Below are 14,658 nucleotides of genomic sequence, written 5' to 3' on the forward strand. Positions count from 1 at the left end.
AGGCGCATGCTCCGGCGTACTTGATACAGGCGGGCAGCCGTCTGACTGATCGTCACCTTGTCAGGCCCGGGGTTTCACCTCGGGCCTTTTTCTATGCGCTGCCGCCTTTGGCCCGGCAGTTTTTGCTGATATTGCGGCGCCTTGCGCCGGCTTGCGCGGCCCGGCGTTTGGCGTAGCCTCTCGGCCCCGAACGGAAGTCAGACCATGCCGGACCTTCAACTCCCCCGCCGCCCCGAGATCGTCAAGCTCGGCGGCAGCCTGACCGGCGATCCGCGCCTGCCGGCGCTGCTCGGCGCGCTGGCGCGGCGTGGCGCGCCGCTGCTCCTCGTCGCCGGCGGCGGCCCGCTGGCCGACGGTGTGCGCGTGCTGCAGCCACGCCTGTCGCTGAGCGAGGGTGCCTGCCACCGCATGGCGATCCTCGCCATGGAGCAGACCGCCATCGCTTTCGCCGACCTCGCCCCCCATATTGCGCTCGCGGACGGGCCGGAAGCCATCGCCCACGCGCAGGCCGAAGGGCGTGCCGCGCTCTGGCTGCCGGCCCGCATGGCGCTGGCCGCGCGCGACCTGCCGGAGAACTGGGATCTGACCTCCGACAGCCTTGCCGCATGGCTTGCCGGCGAGACCGGCGCCGCCGGGCTGGTGCTGGTAAAGTCCACCGCCGCCGCGCCGGGCAGCGCGCCGGCGGACTGGGCCGCCGCCGGGCTGGTCGATCCGCTGTTTCCGGCCTTCGCCGCGCGCCTTGCCGGCCCCGTCGCGGTGACGACGGTCGAGGCGGCGCTGGCCTCGCTCGAACATGGGAGCCTCGCGGCATGAGCGTCAAGAAGGGTGTCTATCCGCGTTGGGCCTGGGCGCTGACCGGCTCGGGGCATTTCTTCACGGAGTCGATCGCCCTCATCAAGGCGCTCGATGCCGTGGACCTCTTCGTCTCCAAGGCGGCGGAAGAGGTGCTGCGCATGTACAAGCAGGAGCTGCCGGCCGACACCCGCATCTTCCACGAGACCACGGCGAGCTCCGCCCCGGTCGGGCGCTTCTACGAGGGGCTCTACCACACGCTGGTGGTCTCGCCCGCCTCGTCCAACACGGTGGCGAAGGCAGTGTTCGGCATTTCCGACACGCTGGTGACGAACTGCTTCGCGCAGGCGGGAAAATGCCGCGTGCACGCCATCGTCTTCGCCTGCGACACCGCGCCAGAGATGATCACCATGGCGCCGAAGGGCCCGGTGCCGGTCTATCCGCGCCGCATCGACCTCGAGAACACCGCCAAGCTCAAGGAGTTCGACGACACCACGGTGGTCGAATCGATCCGCGAGCTGGAGGACGCCATCGCCGCGCGCCAGCTGCACCTCGCCGAGAAGGCCGCCCCCGTCGATGGCTGACGAGAACGCGTCCGACACCGCCTCCACCGCCGCGAAGAAACCTTCGAGGATCGCCCTCGTCACCGGTTCGCTGGCCGAGCCGCGCCTGACGAAGATCGCCGGCGAGATCGCCGACGCGGCGCTCGACCCGGTGGTGGTCAATGTCGGGGTCAAGGTCGCGGCGCTGATGACGGCGGAGATCGTCGAGCGCCGGCTGAAGCTGCCGGAGGGCACCGACCGGGTGCTGATGCCCGGCCGCTTCCGCGGCGATCTCGACCGGCTGGAGCGCTTCTTCGGCGTGCCCTTCGCACGCGGGCCGGACGAGATGGCGGATATTCCCGACTATTTCGGCCAGCAGCGCCGGGCGGTCGACCTGTCGAAGCACGACGTGACGATCTTCGCCGAGATCGTCGACGCCACCGTGCTCGACGTGGAGGGCATCGTCGCGCGCGCGCTCTACCTGCGCGGCGAAGGGGCCGACGTCGTCGATCTCGGCTGCATGCCCGACACGGCCTTCCCGCATCTGGAGGAAGCCATCGCCGCCCTGCACGCGGAGGGGCTGAAGGTCAGCGTCGACAGCTTCGATCTCACCGAACTCGCGCGCGCCACCCGCGCCGGCGCCGATTTCCTGCTCAGCCTCAACGAGGACAACCTGCACATCGCCAAGGAAGGGACGGCGGTGCCGGTTCTCGTGCCGGCGAAGCAGGGCGATCTCGACTCCCTGTGCCGCGCCGTGGACGCCTGCCTCGCCGCCGGCCAGCCCTTCTACGCCGACCCCATCCTCGACCCCATCCATTACGGCTTCACGCCTTCGGTGGTGCGCTACGCCGAGCTGCGCCGGCGCTACCCGGACATCCCGATGCTGATGGGCATCGGCAACGTCACCGAGCTGACCGACGCCGACACCACCGGCATCAACGCCATATTGATGGGGATGATTTCCGAATTGCACATCCAGGCGGTGCTGGCGGTGCAGGTGAGCCCGCATTGCCGCACGGCGGTGCGCGAGTTCGACCGCGCGCGGCGCGAATTCTACGCTGCCCGGCAGGCCGGGGCGCTGCCGCAGGGCTTCGGCGGCGGGCTTATGGCGCTGCGCGACCGCAAGCCCTTCCCCGCCGCGCCCGAGGACATCGCCCGCCTCGCGGCGGAGGTGCGCGACCGCAACTTCCGCATCGACGTGACCGAGGACGGCATCCACATCTACAACCGCGAGGGCCACCACGTCGCGGCCGATCCCTTCGCGCTGTTCCCGCACCTCAAGGTCGAGGACGACGGGGCGCACGCCTTCTATCTCGGCGTGGAGACGGCGCGCGCCGAGATCGCCTACAAGCTCGGCAAGCGCTATGCGCAGGACGAGGGCCTGAGATGGGGCGTCGTCGGCGAGATCGCCGGCAGCCCGGAGGAGGCCCATCGTTTGACATTCAAGGAAGCCGGCACGACCTTGCAGGCCAAGGTCGACAAGCCGGCCGCATCGGGAAAGGCGCCTTCAAGTGATCCGTGAAGTCATCGTCACCACCCGCTCGCGCGAGGGCGAGCCGCACATCGCCCCGATGGGTGCGACGGTGATCGAGGGCGGCTATCTGCTTCAGCCCTTCCGCCCCTCGCGCACGCTGGACAACCTTGCCAGCACCCGCATCGCGGTGATCAACTTCACCGACGACGTGCGCATCTTCGCCGGCTGCGTCGCCGGCCGGCGCGTGCCCGTCGAGGTGATGAAATCCACCCATATCGAGTGCCCGCGCCTCGCCGACGCGCTCTCCCATGACGAGATCACGGTGGAGCGGGCGGAAGACGATCCGCAGCGGCCGAAATTCTTCTGCAAGACCTACCATTCGGAAGGCCACCGCCGCTTCGAGGGGCTGAACCGCGCCAAGGCGGCGGTGCTGGAGGCCGCCGTGCTGGTGAGCCGCCTCACCATGCTGCCCGACGAGAAGGTCGACCAGGAGATGGCCTATCTCGCCATCGCGGTGGAGAAGACCGCCGGGCCGGAGGAACTGGAAGCCTGGGGCTGGATGGTCGAGGCTGTCGCCGAGCACCGCCGCAAGCGGGCGTCGTGAGCCCGGCATGAGCGAGACCCCGCCCGGCCTGCTCGCCAGCGTCGCCGATCTCCATGAGATGGAGCTGGCACGCGCGGGCGGCGCCGACATCGTCGATCTCAAGCAGCCGGCTTTCGGTGCGCTGGGTGCGTGGAGCACCGAGGCGCTGACCGCCGCGGTGATGCTGTGGAACGCCTGGGGCACGCAGATGCCCGCGCACGCACGCCCGGCGCTGAGTGCCACCGCCGGCGACCAGCCCATGGTGCCCGCGCTGATGCGCGCCGCCGCCGAACGGGTCGCCGCCACCGGCGTGCCGATCGTCAAGCTCGGCCTGTTCGCCTCCGAACATGCCGGGGAATGCGTGGAAGCGCTCGCCCCGCTCGCCGCCCGCACCCGCCTGATCGGCGTGATGTTCGCCGACGAGGGACCGGATTTCGGCCTCATCGGCACGCTCGGCCGCGCCGGTTTCGCCGGCGTGATGATCGACACGGCGGACAAGAAGTCCGGCTCGCTGACCGAACATCTCGACCCGCTGACGCTGAGCCAGTTCGTGAGCGAGGCTCGCCGGCACGGCTTGATCACCGGCCTCGCCGGCTCGCTGAGGATCGACGACATACCGGGCCTGATCGGCGTCGGCGCGGACTATCTCGGCTTTCGCGGCGCGCTGTGCGCGGGCGGGCGCTCCGGCACGCTCGATCCCCTGCGGCTCGGCCAGGTGAGCGCCCGGCTGCGCGCTCCCAGCGACCTGCCGCGCCCCTGATTTCACGAGGGTTGACTCCCCGCCCGCGCGGGTCCATCTCCCCCGCGCCGCGTGTCACCGTGGCGAAATCGGAATCCCCTAACCATGCCCAGCGACAGTTACAGTCGATTGTCCGGCCGGCGGCGGCCGGCGCCGTGAGCCGACCGCAGAACTGATCTGGGTTTCGGCTCCCTGCGCCCGCCTTCCGAAGGCCGGACGTCGGAAAGAGAGCCGAAATGGAAGACAACCGGAATCCGGCACCCGAGCGCCGCGACAATTTCCGCCGTGACGACCGCCGTGACGATCTCCGCCGCAACGACGAGACGGTGGACGCCGCCGCCCTTGCGGCCGAGCTCGCCGAGGAACACCCCGCCGACATCGCCGAAGCGCTCGACGAGCAGGAGCCGAAGACCGCTTCCGCCGTGCTCGCCAGCCTGCCGCGCGAGCAGCAGGTCGAGATTCTCGACCTGCCCGACGTCGACCTGACCAGCGAGCTCATCGAAGCGCTGCCGGTCGAGGAGGCGGTGCGCCTCGTCTCCGAAATGTCCGCCGACCGCGCGGCGGACCTGTTTCGCTGGATGGACGAGCCGGCACGCTCACATCTCTTCGCGCGCCTGCCGCCGGAGACGCAGGGGGAGCTGAACCGCCTGCTCGCCTGGCCCGAGCACACGGCCGGCAGCCTGATGACGACCGAGTTCGTCACCGTCCCCTCCACCTGGACGGTCGGCGAGACACTGCGCCATATCCGCCAGATCGAGCGCACCCGCGAGACGATCTACGCGATCTATGTGCTGGACCCCATCACCCACAAGCTGATCAAGGCGGTGACGCTGCGCCAGCTGATCACCGGCGAGACGGGCCAGCCCATCCTCACCGTGGCGCCCAAGCACGACCCGATCACCACCACCCCGCTCGTCGACCGCGAGGACGTGGCGCGCCTCATCTCCAAATACGACCTGCTGGCCGTGCCGGTGGTCGACGAGAACGAGCATGTGCTCGGCATCGTCACCGTCGACGACATGATCGACGCGATCATCGAGGAGAATACCGAGGACGTGCAGAAGTTCGGCGGCATGGAAGCGCTGGACGAGCCCTATATGGAGATCGGCTTCTTCAACATGCTGAAGAAGCGTGCCGGCTGGCTCTCCATCCTGTTTCTCGGCGAGATGCTCACCGCCAACGCCATGCAGCATTTCGAGGACGAGCTGGAGCGGGCCATTGTGCTCACCCTGTTCATCCCGCTCATCATGAGCTCGGGCGGCAATTCCGGCTCGCAGGCGACCTCGCTCATCATCCGTGCGCTGGCGCTGGGCGAGATCAAGGTGCGCGACTGGTGGCGCGTGGCGCTGCGCGAGCTGCCCTCCGGCCTCGTGCTCGGCGCCATCCTCGCCGTGCTCGGCATGGCCCGCATCACCGCCTGGCAGATGCTCGGCCTGCACGATTACGGCGAGCACTGGGTGCTGGTGGCGGCGACGGTGGGCGCGGCGCTGGTGGCCATCGTCACCTTCGGCTCGCTGATCGGCTCGATGCTGCCCTTCGTGCTGCGGCGGCTCGGCTTCGACCCCGCGAGCGCCTCGGCGCCCTTCGTAGCGACCTTCGTCGATGTGACGGGCCTGGTGATCTATTTCAGCGTCGCGCTGCTCATCCTGCAGGGAACGCTGCTGTAGGGGCGGAGGTGGCGGCGCGGAACCCGCTCTGGCCGCGCCGGCCACATGAACCACGTCATCCCCGGGCCTTGCCCGGGGATTGATGCCCTTGCGGGTGGAAACCGTGGATGGCCGGCCGGAACCGCGCACCATCGGCCGGGAACGGCAAGGTCGCGTCAGGCGGCGCGGTGAACCGCCATGGGAGGCGTGCCCTGATGGATCGCCTTCTTGAGCTGGCTCCGAAGCTCCGGCGTATCCGTGGCGCCATGCACGGAAACGGCGTGCTGGGCCACCGCGTCGAGCAGTTCTTTTTCATTGTCGGCGGCGATGGCGACGGAGCATTTCTTGTCGCCGGGCATTTCCCGGCAATCGACGAACATTCGGCCCATAAGTGCCTCCTGTGGTTCGCACGCCGAACGGGGCGCCCGGCGCCGGAGGAAGAATTTACACCCCCGGCGCCGGCCACCCCTAATCACGAAACCGGGCCTGCGATCATGACGTTACGTCATAAGACCGCTTGAACGGCCCGCGCGCGAATGGCCGGCGCCCCGGCCCTATTCCGGCGCCAGCACCTCGCCCTGCCCGCCGAGCAGCGTATCGCCGACGATACGCCGTGCGAGGGTCCAGCCGGCCAGTACCTCCGCCAGCTCCGGCACGCGCCGGGCGATGAGGCGCAGCGCGATGAGCTCGTGCGCGCCGGTATCGACGAAGCCGGCCGGCAGCGCCGGCACCTCGCGCAGGAAGATCGTGCCGCGCTTCATGCCGCGCCCGGCAAGCGGGCCGACGGCACCGCCGACGCTCACCGTACCGGCGATCATGTCGGTGGCCAGCCCTTCGCCGGCGTCACCCGCGACGAGCAGGAGGCCGCCGCGCTGGCGCTCGGCGGCGCGTGGACCGGCGCTGCCGCCGATCTTGAGCACGCCGCCGGACATGCCGCGCCGCGAGCCGGAGCTCGCGCCACCCGCATGCGCGCCGGCCTTGCCGGCCAGCTCGATCCGCCCACCGGAAAGCTCGGCACCGAGGAAATCGCCGGCATCGCCCGCGATGCGCAGCACGCCGCCGCCCATGCCGCGCCCGGCCCAGGCGCCGACCGGCCCGTCGACGATCAGCTCGCCTTCCAGCATGCCGGCGCCGACACCGTCGAGCCGCTCGTCCCCGCCCTCGATCAGCAGCACGCCTTCCGGCGCGCTTTCAATGAAGAACAGCTCCGCCAGCTTCACGCTGCGCGCGCCATGGGGCACCGGCAGGTGCTCCAGCTCGCGCAGCGTCAGCGGACAGGTGACGGCCGGCGTGATGCCGGAAAAGTCCACCCGCGCCTCGAAGGGCGCGCGCGGTTTCAGGGAAACCCCGCTCATGCCGCGCCTCCCGCGCTGTCCTTCATGATCTCGCGCAGCTTGAAGTGGAACGGGCCGAGATTGCCGCCATAATTGCCGGCATCGACCGCCACCACACCGCCTTCCGCGCCGAGCGCGCAAACGGCGGTAATGCCGACGCGCGTCGCCTCCGACACCGCCTCGAAGCTCACGCCGTCGATGACGATCTCCAGCACCGAGCCGACTTCCGGCGGCAGGGCGCTGGGCCGCGTGCCGCGCAGGGTCGGGCAGTAGGCATCGTTGGTGGAGGCGAACAGCCCCTTGTACTTGGAGCCGACCTTGGAGCCCGAGCGCACCACGCCGCCCGGGAAGGGCAGGATGACGCCTCCGACCGTTCCCATCGCCGCGACCGCCGCCTCCGCCGCCTTCAGGGCCGCGGCACGGGAACGGGCGAGGATGAGGAAATTGCCGCCGCCGACGCCGTCCACCGAGCCGGTGTCCTCGTCGCAGACGAACTCGCCCTCCATCACCGGCAGGCGCCAGAAGCGCATCCCCGCGCCTTTCCCATCGCCGATCTTCTTGGAGATCTGATGCCCGTCCGCGAAGTAGCGGATGGTCTTGGCCAGCGGCACGCGCTTGCCGGTCTCGATGCCGGCGTAGCAGGCGGTCGTCGGGCAGGTCAGAACGCACTGGCCGAGGCGCAACGGCACGACGGTCTTCAACTGCTTGAAGTCCATCGCGAAGATGAGCAGCGACACGCCCGGCCGCCCGTCCGGCGTCTCCTCGGGCGCGAGGACGCGCTCGATGCCCGCCTCGCAGCCGCAGCCGATGACCGAGGTGGCGAAGCCCGTGGTGGTACGCCCCGCCGTCAACGCCCATTCCGGCGTGTCGGCGGTGACGATGAGACGGGTGCCGACCATCGGGAAGGCTTCCGCGAAGGTGTCGCGGATCTCGACGCCGTTGAGGATCATGGCGCCACCCCCTGGCAGTTCAGGACAGTGGGACCGGCGCCGCCCCGCAGCTCGCCGTCGGCGACGCGGAAATGCTGCGCCTTCAGGCCCACCGCCTCGTCGAACCAGCGGTCCATGTCCTTCTGGATCGCGCGGTCGAACTCCGGCCGCACGACATGGGTGGTGCCCTGCGCGAGCTCCACCACCACGCCGTCCTTCACGATCAGCCGACCGTTCTTGAACACGAAGCGCGTGGTCGAGAACATCGCCTCGCGATCGGCGTCCTCCTTGTGGACGGCGATGTCCGCCACCGCGCCGGGACCGAGATGGCCCTTGTCCTTGAGCCCGAGAATGCGGGCCGGTGCGGCGCGGGTGAGGATGGCGATCTCCTCCAGCGAGTATTCGCGCCGGATCTCCGCCAGCATGGTGTGCTTCTGCGCCACCTTGTTGAGGGTGGCGAGCTGGGCGTTGCGGAAGTCCCGGTCCATCAGCAGCCGGATCAGGTGCGGATAGGTGGTGAAGGGGCCGCCATTGGGGTGGTCGGTGGTCAGGAAGATCCGCCAGGGGTCCTCGACCAGCAGGAACAGCTCCAGCCCGATCGCCCATTGCAGCGCGTTGACGAAATTGCGGTCGCGATACTCGAACGGCACCACGCCGCAGGCGGCATCCAGCTCGATGTCCATGCCGATGGACTTCTTCGGGCTGGCAAGGGCGCGGTTGCGGTATTGCGACATGTAGTCGGCCGAAGCCGTGACCGTCTGGCCGAACATCACCTGCCCGACATCGACCGAGATGTTCGGGTTGGCGTTCACCAGCTCGGCGATCCGCGCGGCGGAAGAGGAGAAGCGCTTGTCCCCCTCCGTGCCATAGGAATGGAACTGGAGATGCGTCAGGTGCAGCCGGCGCCCCTCGGCGGCGGCGATGGTGGCGAGCGTCGTCTCGTCATTGCCGGGCACGCCGAGATTGCAGCCGTGCAGATGGATCGGGTGCGGGATGCCCAGCTCCGTCACCGCCCGGATCAGCGTGGTCAGCACCTTGCGCGGCGTCACCCCGTAATGCGGGTTGGCCTCGTCGAGGTCCATCTTCCGGGCGTTGAACTTGAAGGCGTTGATGCCGCCCGGATTGACGATCTTGATGGCAAAGGCCTGCGTCGCCTCCAGCATCCAGCCGACATAGGCGTTCACCTGCTCCTGCCCGGCGCCGGCCGCCAGCAGGCGCTGGAAGAAGTCGTCATTGCCGAGCACGAGATAGGCGCCGGTGTCGAGATTGGGGATGTCCGCCATCTCGAGATGCGCGCCGCGCGCATTCGCGCCGACCATGGCCGGCTCGAACACGGTGGTGTAGCCCAGCTCCGCGTAGCGGCAGCCGGTGGCATGCGCCGTCGGCACCGCCCGCCCGCCGCCGCAGCCGCAGAAATTGCCGGGCAGCTCGGGCCAGGTGCGCCGGTCCTCCTGCATCAGCAGGCGGGCAAGGTTCATCTTGCCGCCGGCGATGTGGCTGTGCAGATCGATGCCGCCGGCCATGACGACGTCGCCGCCGAGATCGTACTCGGCGTCGGCCTTGAGGTCGGTCGGCGCGACGATGCGCCCGTCGTGGATTTCGATGTCGCGCGCCCTGCCGGCGGCGACGCCGTTTTCGTCATTGGCCGGGTCGAGCACACGCCCGCCCTTGAGCCTTATCCGCATTCACCCCTCCGCTATACGACGCACAGCCTCGGCGACGCTGGGGAGCGTCGCGACGCGCAAGGCGCCGAGCGGCAGGCTCACGATGGAATCCATGCGGAACACCGTGCCGGCGTGGTCCACGCCGGGGGTGCCCACAGGGATCAGGACATCCGGTTCTTTTTCGAACACCGTTTCGGGATGGGCAAGCGCAATCACCTTGCCCGTGAAAGCCGGCGGCGGTTCCGGCCGGAAGGCGGAGACCCAGACCAGCACGTCGGCATCGGCGAGCGCGGCCTCGCTGGCGTAGAGCACGCCGTCATGCGCGCTCTCCTGCCCCCGGATCGCCGTGCGCAGGGGATAGCCGATCCGCCACAGCATGAGCTGGTTGACGCCGATGATGTTGTCGCGCCCGCCGAGCGGGAACACCCCGGCGCGGGTGGTAACGTTCAGCGCGTCGACCAGCGCGGTCGCCCGCTCGGCCACGAGATCGCCGTCGTCGATCTCCGCCGCGTTCCAGGTGACCACCGCGTAATGGGCGCTGCGCAGTTCCTCGGCGAGGCCGGCGAGCGCGTTGGCGGCGATCCCGCCGAAGCTCTCGCCCGGAGGCTGACGGCCCGCAACGAAGCTGCCGAGGGCTTCCAGCGCCGCCACCGCATCGCTCGCGGCGTGATGGAAGACCTTGGCGCGGGCGAGGTGGGCCTTCGCCTTCTCGCCCGGCGCGCTGCCGAGGAAGACGACCTTGCGGCCCTGATCGGCGAAAAGCGGCGTCTCGGGGAAGAAGCGCTCGAACAGGCGCCCCCAGACGGCGGACGGATCGTCGCCGACCACCACCAGCACGTCGCAGCGATTGCGGACCTCGGCCAGCGTGGTCGAGAGCCAGCCGGTGCGCTGCGTCGCCGCGTAGTTCCGGAAAAGACCGTCGGAGGCATAGTGGTCGAGCACGCCGCCGAAGCGGATGGCGAGATCGACCAGCGCCCCGGCGCCTGCCATGTCCGTGCCCAGCCCGCCGATCACCGGCGCCCGCGCCTCCGTGAGAATGCGCCGGGCGGCCGCGGCCGCCTCGTCCAGGCTCACCGGCGCGCCGGCGACGCTCGCCGGACGGTCGGGAACGTCGAGACGACGCAGCAGCCGCGCGGCCTCGGGGCAGATGGTCCCCTTGGCGCGGACGTCCCGGCCTTCGACCTCGACGGAAAGGTCGTCGCAGCCCAGCCCGCAGAAGCCGCACACCACGTCATGGATCGTTTCGGTCGAAGCTCCGGCCATGGCTTTATCGCAATCGTTCAATCGTATTTGATGTAGGAGAAGCGTAGATCGCCGCGCGGCGTGCCTTCCAGCGCGCTGTCCGGCTCGGTCCCCGGCTGCCAGCCGACGACCTCTTCGATCTTCTTCGCCAGTTGAAAGTCCCGTTCGGTGATGCCCTTCACGTCGTGCGACACCAGCCGCACCTCGACCCAGGCATAGGAGGCGGTGATGTCGGGATGGTGCCAGGCTGCCTCGGCGAGATGCCCCACGGCATTGATCACCATCAGCGTGCCCTTCCAGCTCGACGTCCGGTAGGTACGTCGAATCCAGCCGTCCTTGAGCTTCCAGTGCGGCAGCTCGACGGCGAGGCGCTCCTCCACCTCGTTGTCGGTGAAGGTTTTTTTCGGATCCAGCGCCATGTCCTGGCGTCCTCCTGGCGGCGTCCGCTCGTTCTGTCGCGAGCGGCTTTTCCTGATTCGGTAGCACGCAGCCGGCGCTTCCCGCAAACCCGTAAATGACGCGGCCGGCTTGTCCGCGCCGCGCTCCCCGCCTTACGATGGCGGTCGAGGAAACGCCCGTGAACAGCACAACACGAAACTTCGAGGCGGCAAACGAGGGGACCGACCGGGCCACGGTGCGCATCATCGCGCCGGGCCGCCTGCATCTGGGATTCCTCGATCTCGCCGGCACGCTGGGCCGCCGCTTCGGCAGCCTTGGAATCACGCTCGACCGGCCGTCCACCGTGGTGCGCATGCAGCGCGCGGAGCGGCTTTCCGCCAGCGGGCCCGATGCCGGCCGCGCGGTCGCGGCGGTGGAGAAGGCGGCGACCCGCTTCGGCCTCGACAAGGCGGTCGAGGTGACGGTGGAATCGGCGCTCCCGCCGCATTCCGGCCTCGGCTCGGGGACCCAGCTCGGCCTTGCCGTGGCGACCGGCCTGTGCCTGCTGCGCGGGCGCGACATCTCGCCCCGCGAGGTGGGCGCGGCTTTGGGTCGCGGCGCTCGCTCGTCCATCGGCATCGGCGCCTTCACCGAGGGCGGCGTCATCCTCGATGGCGGCAAGAAGCGCGGCTCGGACGCGCCGCCCCCCATCCTCTCGCGCCTGCCCTTCCCCGAGAACTGGCGCATCCTGCTGGTATATGACCACGCGCATCAAGGACTTAGCGGCCCGGAGGAAGTGAAGGCGATGGAGGGCCTGCCGCCCTTCGCCGACACGCTGGCCGGCCACATGGCGCGGCTCGCGGTCATGGTCGCGCTGCCCGCTCTGGCCGAAGCGGATGTGGATTACTTCGCCGCGGCGGTCGGTGAAATGCAGCGGCTGCTCGGAGAGCACTATGCGAGTGCCCAGGGTGGCCGCTATACAAGCTCATCCGTCGCCGAGGTGATGGATTGGCTGGGGGCTCGCGGTCTGCGCGGTCTCGGCCAGAGTTCCTGGGGGCCTACCGGATTCGCCATTCTCGGCAGCCCGGACGAGGCCGATCAGCTCATCCGCGAGGCCCGCGCCCATTTCGGCGACCGGCCCGCTCTGGCTTTCGACTGCGTGCGCGGCAGCAATGCCGGTGCCCGCATCGAGTGGCTTGCCTGCGTCGAGCAGTGCTAGCGGCGGTTTTGGCGTAACGCCCGCGTCGCTCCCTTTTCCTCCGCATGAGAGGCCGCAAGGCCCGATTCTGACCTAGGGAATGAACGCAATGGCGGATATCGCCCCCATTCTTCACATCATTTCGCCGCTTCGCCACGTCAGCCCGTTCGACGTGAACATGGCCGTCGACGCCGGCTATGCGACCATCCTGCCCTATTCGGGGGTGACGCTCGACGAGGTCGGCGACCTGACGCAGGACATGATGTTCTCGCGCCATCCGGATGCCGCCCCGCGCACCGGCCTGTTCATCGGCGGCAAGGACGCGGGCCTCGCCCTTGACATGGCCGACAAGGCGAAGAGCGTGCTGTTCCCGCCCTTCGAGATTTCCGTCTTCGTCGATCCGGCCGGCTCCTTCACCACCGCCGCCGCCATGGTGGCCGAAGTCGAGCTGAAGCTGCGCCCGAGCCACCCGGAAGGGCTGAAGGGCGTAAAGGTGCAGGTCTACGGCGCCACCGGCGTGGTCGGCGGCATCGCGGGCGTGATCGCCGCACAGGCGGGCGCCGAGGTGACGCTGGTCAGCCACCGCGAGCTGGAGGCGGTCGCCGCCAAGGCGCGCGACTTCAAGCAGCGCTTCGGGGTCGACCTCGCCGGCGCGGTCGGCAAGAGCGACGAGGACAAGCGCGGCCTGCTGGCCGATGCCGAGGTGGTGCTCGCCTGCGGGCGCGCCGGCGTCGAGATCCTGTCGGCCGAAGCACTGGCCGGAGCGAAGCGGCTCAAGGTCGCCGCCGACGTCAACGCCGTGCCGCCCGCCGGCATCGCCGGCATCGATGCCCATGCCGACGGCAAGCCGCTCGCCAACGGGGCGGTCGGCATCGGCGCGCTGACCATCGGCCATCTCAAATACCGCGTGCAGCACGAACTGCTGAAACAGATGCGGGTAACGTCCAAGGCGATGACGGTCGGGTTCGAGGATGCCTTCTTCCTGGCAAGATCGCTCACCGCCTGAGGACAGGGCGGATGTCGTCGTCCTCGGCATCGCCGCGCGTGGCCTCGCCGCCGCCGCCCGCCGCGCCGGCCTGCGCGCCGTCGCCCTCGACCTGTTCGGGGACGAGGATACGCGCGCGCTGGCGGTCGAGACGATCGCGCTGCGCCGTCATCCCGGCTTCGCCATCGACCCCGGCGAGCTGTTCGCCCAGCTCGACATCCATGCGGGGCACACCCTCCCGGTCGTGCTCGGCACGGGTTTCGAGCACGCGCCGGAAATCGTCGGCGCGCTGGCCGCGCGCTACCGGCTTGCCGGCTGCGGTCCCGACACGCTCGCCCGGCTCAAGCAGCCGGCGGCGTTCGAACGCCTGCTCGCCGACTTCGACATCGCCCATCCGCGCCTCTTCCACGGTACTGCTCCGGAAGGGGTGTGGGCGTTGGAAAAGCAGGTCGGCGGCGCCGGCGGCGCGCATGTGCGGCCGGCGACAATGGCGCGCGGCGAGGGATGGTACCTGCAGGAGCAGGTCGAGGGCCGCAGCGTCTCGGCGCTGTTCCTGGGCGACGCACGCACGGCACGGCTCCTCGCCTTCTCCGAGCAATGGTGCGCCCCGGCAGAGGGCACGCCGTTCCGCTATGGCGGGGCGGCGGGGCCGATCCGCCTCGATGACGGGATCGCGCGGGACGTGGCGGATGCGTTGTCGCGCCTCGTCGAGGCCAGCGGCCTCGTCGGCCTCGCCAGTGCCGATCTCATGGTCGGAGAAGCGGGCTGGTCGCTCCTCGAGATCAACCCGCGCCCCGGCGCGACGCTGGACATCTTCGACCGGCCGCCGCTGCCGCCGCTTCTGCGCCTGCATCTCGACGCCTGCGCCGGCCGGCTGCCGGAGCTTGCTCTTCTCGCTCCCGGCGAGGGCGTGGAAGCGCGTGCCGCCGGCGTCCTCTACGCGCCGGCCGCCTTCGACATGCGGCTCGATCCGCTGCCCGACTGGGTGGCGGACCGCCCCCGCTACGGCACGCGCTTCGACGCCGGCGAGCCCGTCTGCACGGTGCTCGCGGCCGGACACGACACTATCGACGCCCGCGAAACCCTGTCGCGGCGCATGGATCATCTCTGGCGCGCGCTGACCACAGCCGACCGCCAAGCCGCGGAGTGAAG

At 69.7% G+C, this 14,658-nt stretch carries 15 protein-coding genes; 9 read left to right on the forward strand and 6 right to left on the reverse strand.

Annotated elements, in window-relative coordinates; all coding sequences use genetic code 11:
- The first annotated feature begins 204 nt into the window (after positions 1-204).
- The 6 genes from FO470_RS11530 (at position 205) to mgtE (ending at position 5,797) form a co-directional block, all read left to right on the forward strand.
- Complete coding sequence (locus FO470_RS11530; protein WP_144343100.1) at positions 205-813, forward strand: amino acid kinase family protein; 609 nt, start codon at positions 205-207, stop codon at positions 811-813.
- Positions 810-1,376 carry a flavoprotein gene (locus FO470_RS11535; RefSeq protein ID WP_144343101.1) on the forward strand — a complete coding sequence of 189 codons (567 nt, stop codon included), beginning with the start codon at positions 810-812 and terminating at the stop codon, positions 1,374-1,376. Before FO470_RS11530 ends, FO470_RS11535 begins: the two co-directional genes overlap by 4 nt.
- On the forward strand, positions 1,369-2,856 hold the full coding sequence (locus tag FO470_RS11540) for a DUF6513 domain-containing protein (protein ID WP_144343102.1): 1,488 nt from the start codon (positions 1,369-1,371) through the stop codon (positions 2,854-2,856). The genes FO470_RS11535 and FO470_RS11540 overlap by 8 nt, the downstream gene beginning before the upstream one ends.
- The gene (locus FO470_RS11545) at positions 2,846-3,412 is read left to right on the forward strand and encodes a DUF447 domain-containing protein (protein WP_144343103.1); all 567 of its coding nucleotides are present in this window, start codon (positions 2,846-2,848) and stop codon (positions 3,410-3,412) included. Before FO470_RS11540 ends, FO470_RS11545 begins: the two co-directional genes overlap by 11 nt.
- Positions 3,413-3,419: 7 nt before the next feature.
- Complete coding sequence (locus FO470_RS11550) at positions 3,420-4,151, forward strand: (5-formylfuran-3-yl)methyl phosphate synthase (protein WP_144343104.1); 732 nt, start codon at positions 3,420-3,422, stop codon at positions 4,149-4,151.
- A 215-nt stretch (positions 4,152-4,366) separates the two neighbouring features.
- Entirely contained in the window at positions 4,367-5,797 is a 1,431-nt protein-coding gene (gene mgtE, locus FO470_RS11555) for a magnesium transporter (RefSeq protein WP_144343105.1), read from the forward strand.
- Positions 5,798-5,952: 155 nt separating this feature from the next.
- Here the strand turns inward: mgtE and FO470_RS11560 are convergent, their stop codons facing one another.
- The 6 genes from FO470_RS11560 to FO470_RS11585 all read right to left on the reverse strand — a co-directional run bounded on the left by FO470_RS11560 (position 5,953) and on the right by FO470_RS11585 (position 11,364).
- Positions 5,953-6,165, reverse strand: a complete 213-nt coding sequence (locus tag FO470_RS11560; RefSeq protein WP_144343106.1) for a DUF1059 domain-containing protein — start codon at positions 6,163-6,165, stop codon at positions 5,953-5,955.
- Positions 6,166-6,330: 165 nt separating this feature from the next.
- On the reverse strand, positions 6,331-7,131 hold the full coding sequence (locus FO470_RS11565) for a formylmethanofuran dehydrogenase subunit C (RefSeq protein WP_144343107.1): 801 nt from the start codon (positions 7,129-7,131) through the stop codon (positions 6,331-6,333).
- The gene (gene fhcD, locus FO470_RS11570) at positions 7,128-8,060 is read right to left on the reverse strand and encodes a formylmethanofuran--tetrahydromethanopterin N-formyltransferase (RefSeq protein ID WP_144343108.1); all 933 of its coding nucleotides are present in this window, start codon (positions 8,058-8,060) and stop codon (positions 7,128-7,130) included. Before fhcD ends, FO470_RS11565 begins: the two co-directional genes overlap by 4 nt.
- Positions 8,057-9,724: a formylmethanofuran dehydrogenase subunit A gene (locus FO470_RS11575; protein ID WP_144343109.1), complete on the reverse strand. Its 1,668-nt coding sequence runs from the start codon at positions 9,722-9,724 to the stop codon at positions 8,057-8,059. The genes fhcD and FO470_RS11575 overlap by 4 nt, the downstream gene beginning before the upstream one ends.
- On the reverse strand, positions 9,725-10,966 hold the full coding sequence (locus FO470_RS11580; RefSeq protein ID WP_144343110.1) for a formylmethanofuran dehydrogenase: 1,242 nt from the start codon (positions 10,964-10,966) through the stop codon (positions 9,725-9,727).
- Positions 10,967-10,983: 17 nt separating this feature from the next.
- Complete coding sequence (locus FO470_RS11585) at positions 10,984-11,364, reverse strand: 4a-hydroxytetrahydrobiopterin dehydratase (protein ID WP_144343111.1); 381 nt, start codon at positions 11,362-11,364, stop codon at positions 10,984-10,986.
- 158 nt (positions 11,365-11,522) lie between these two features.
- Here FO470_RS11585 and FO470_RS11590 point away from each other — a divergent pair, with 158 nt between their 5' ends.
- The 3 genes from FO470_RS11590 to FO470_RS11600 all read left to right on the forward strand — a co-directional run bounded on the left by FO470_RS11590 (position 11,523) and on the right by FO470_RS11600 (position 14,656).
- Positions 11,523-12,542 (forward strand): beta-ribofuranosylaminobenzene 5'-phosphate synthase family protein, encoded by a 1,020-nt coding sequence (locus FO470_RS11590; RefSeq protein WP_246659567.1) that lies wholly within the window; start codon positions 11,523-11,525, stop codon positions 12,540-12,542.
- Between the two features lie 88 nt (positions 12,543-12,630).
- The gene (locus tag FO470_RS11595; protein ID WP_144343113.1) at positions 12,631-13,527 is read left to right on the forward strand and encodes an NAD(P)-dependent methylenetetrahydromethanopterin dehydrogenase; all 897 of its coding nucleotides are present in this window, start codon (positions 12,631-12,633) and stop codon (positions 13,525-13,527) included.
- Entirely contained in the window at positions 13,493-14,656 is a 1,164-nt protein-coding gene (locus tag FO470_RS11600) for an ATP-grasp domain-containing protein (RefSeq protein WP_144343114.1), read from the forward strand. The genes FO470_RS11595 and FO470_RS11600 overlap by 35 nt, the downstream gene beginning before the upstream one ends.
- The last annotated feature ends 2 nt before the right edge of the window (positions 14,657-14,658 follow it).

The organism is Ancylobacter moscoviensis, assembly GCF_007559435.1.
In the GTDB taxonomy this organism is placed as follows: Bacteria; Pseudomonadota; Alphaproteobacteria; order Rhizobiales; family Xanthobacteraceae; genus Ancylobacter; species Ancylobacter moscoviensis.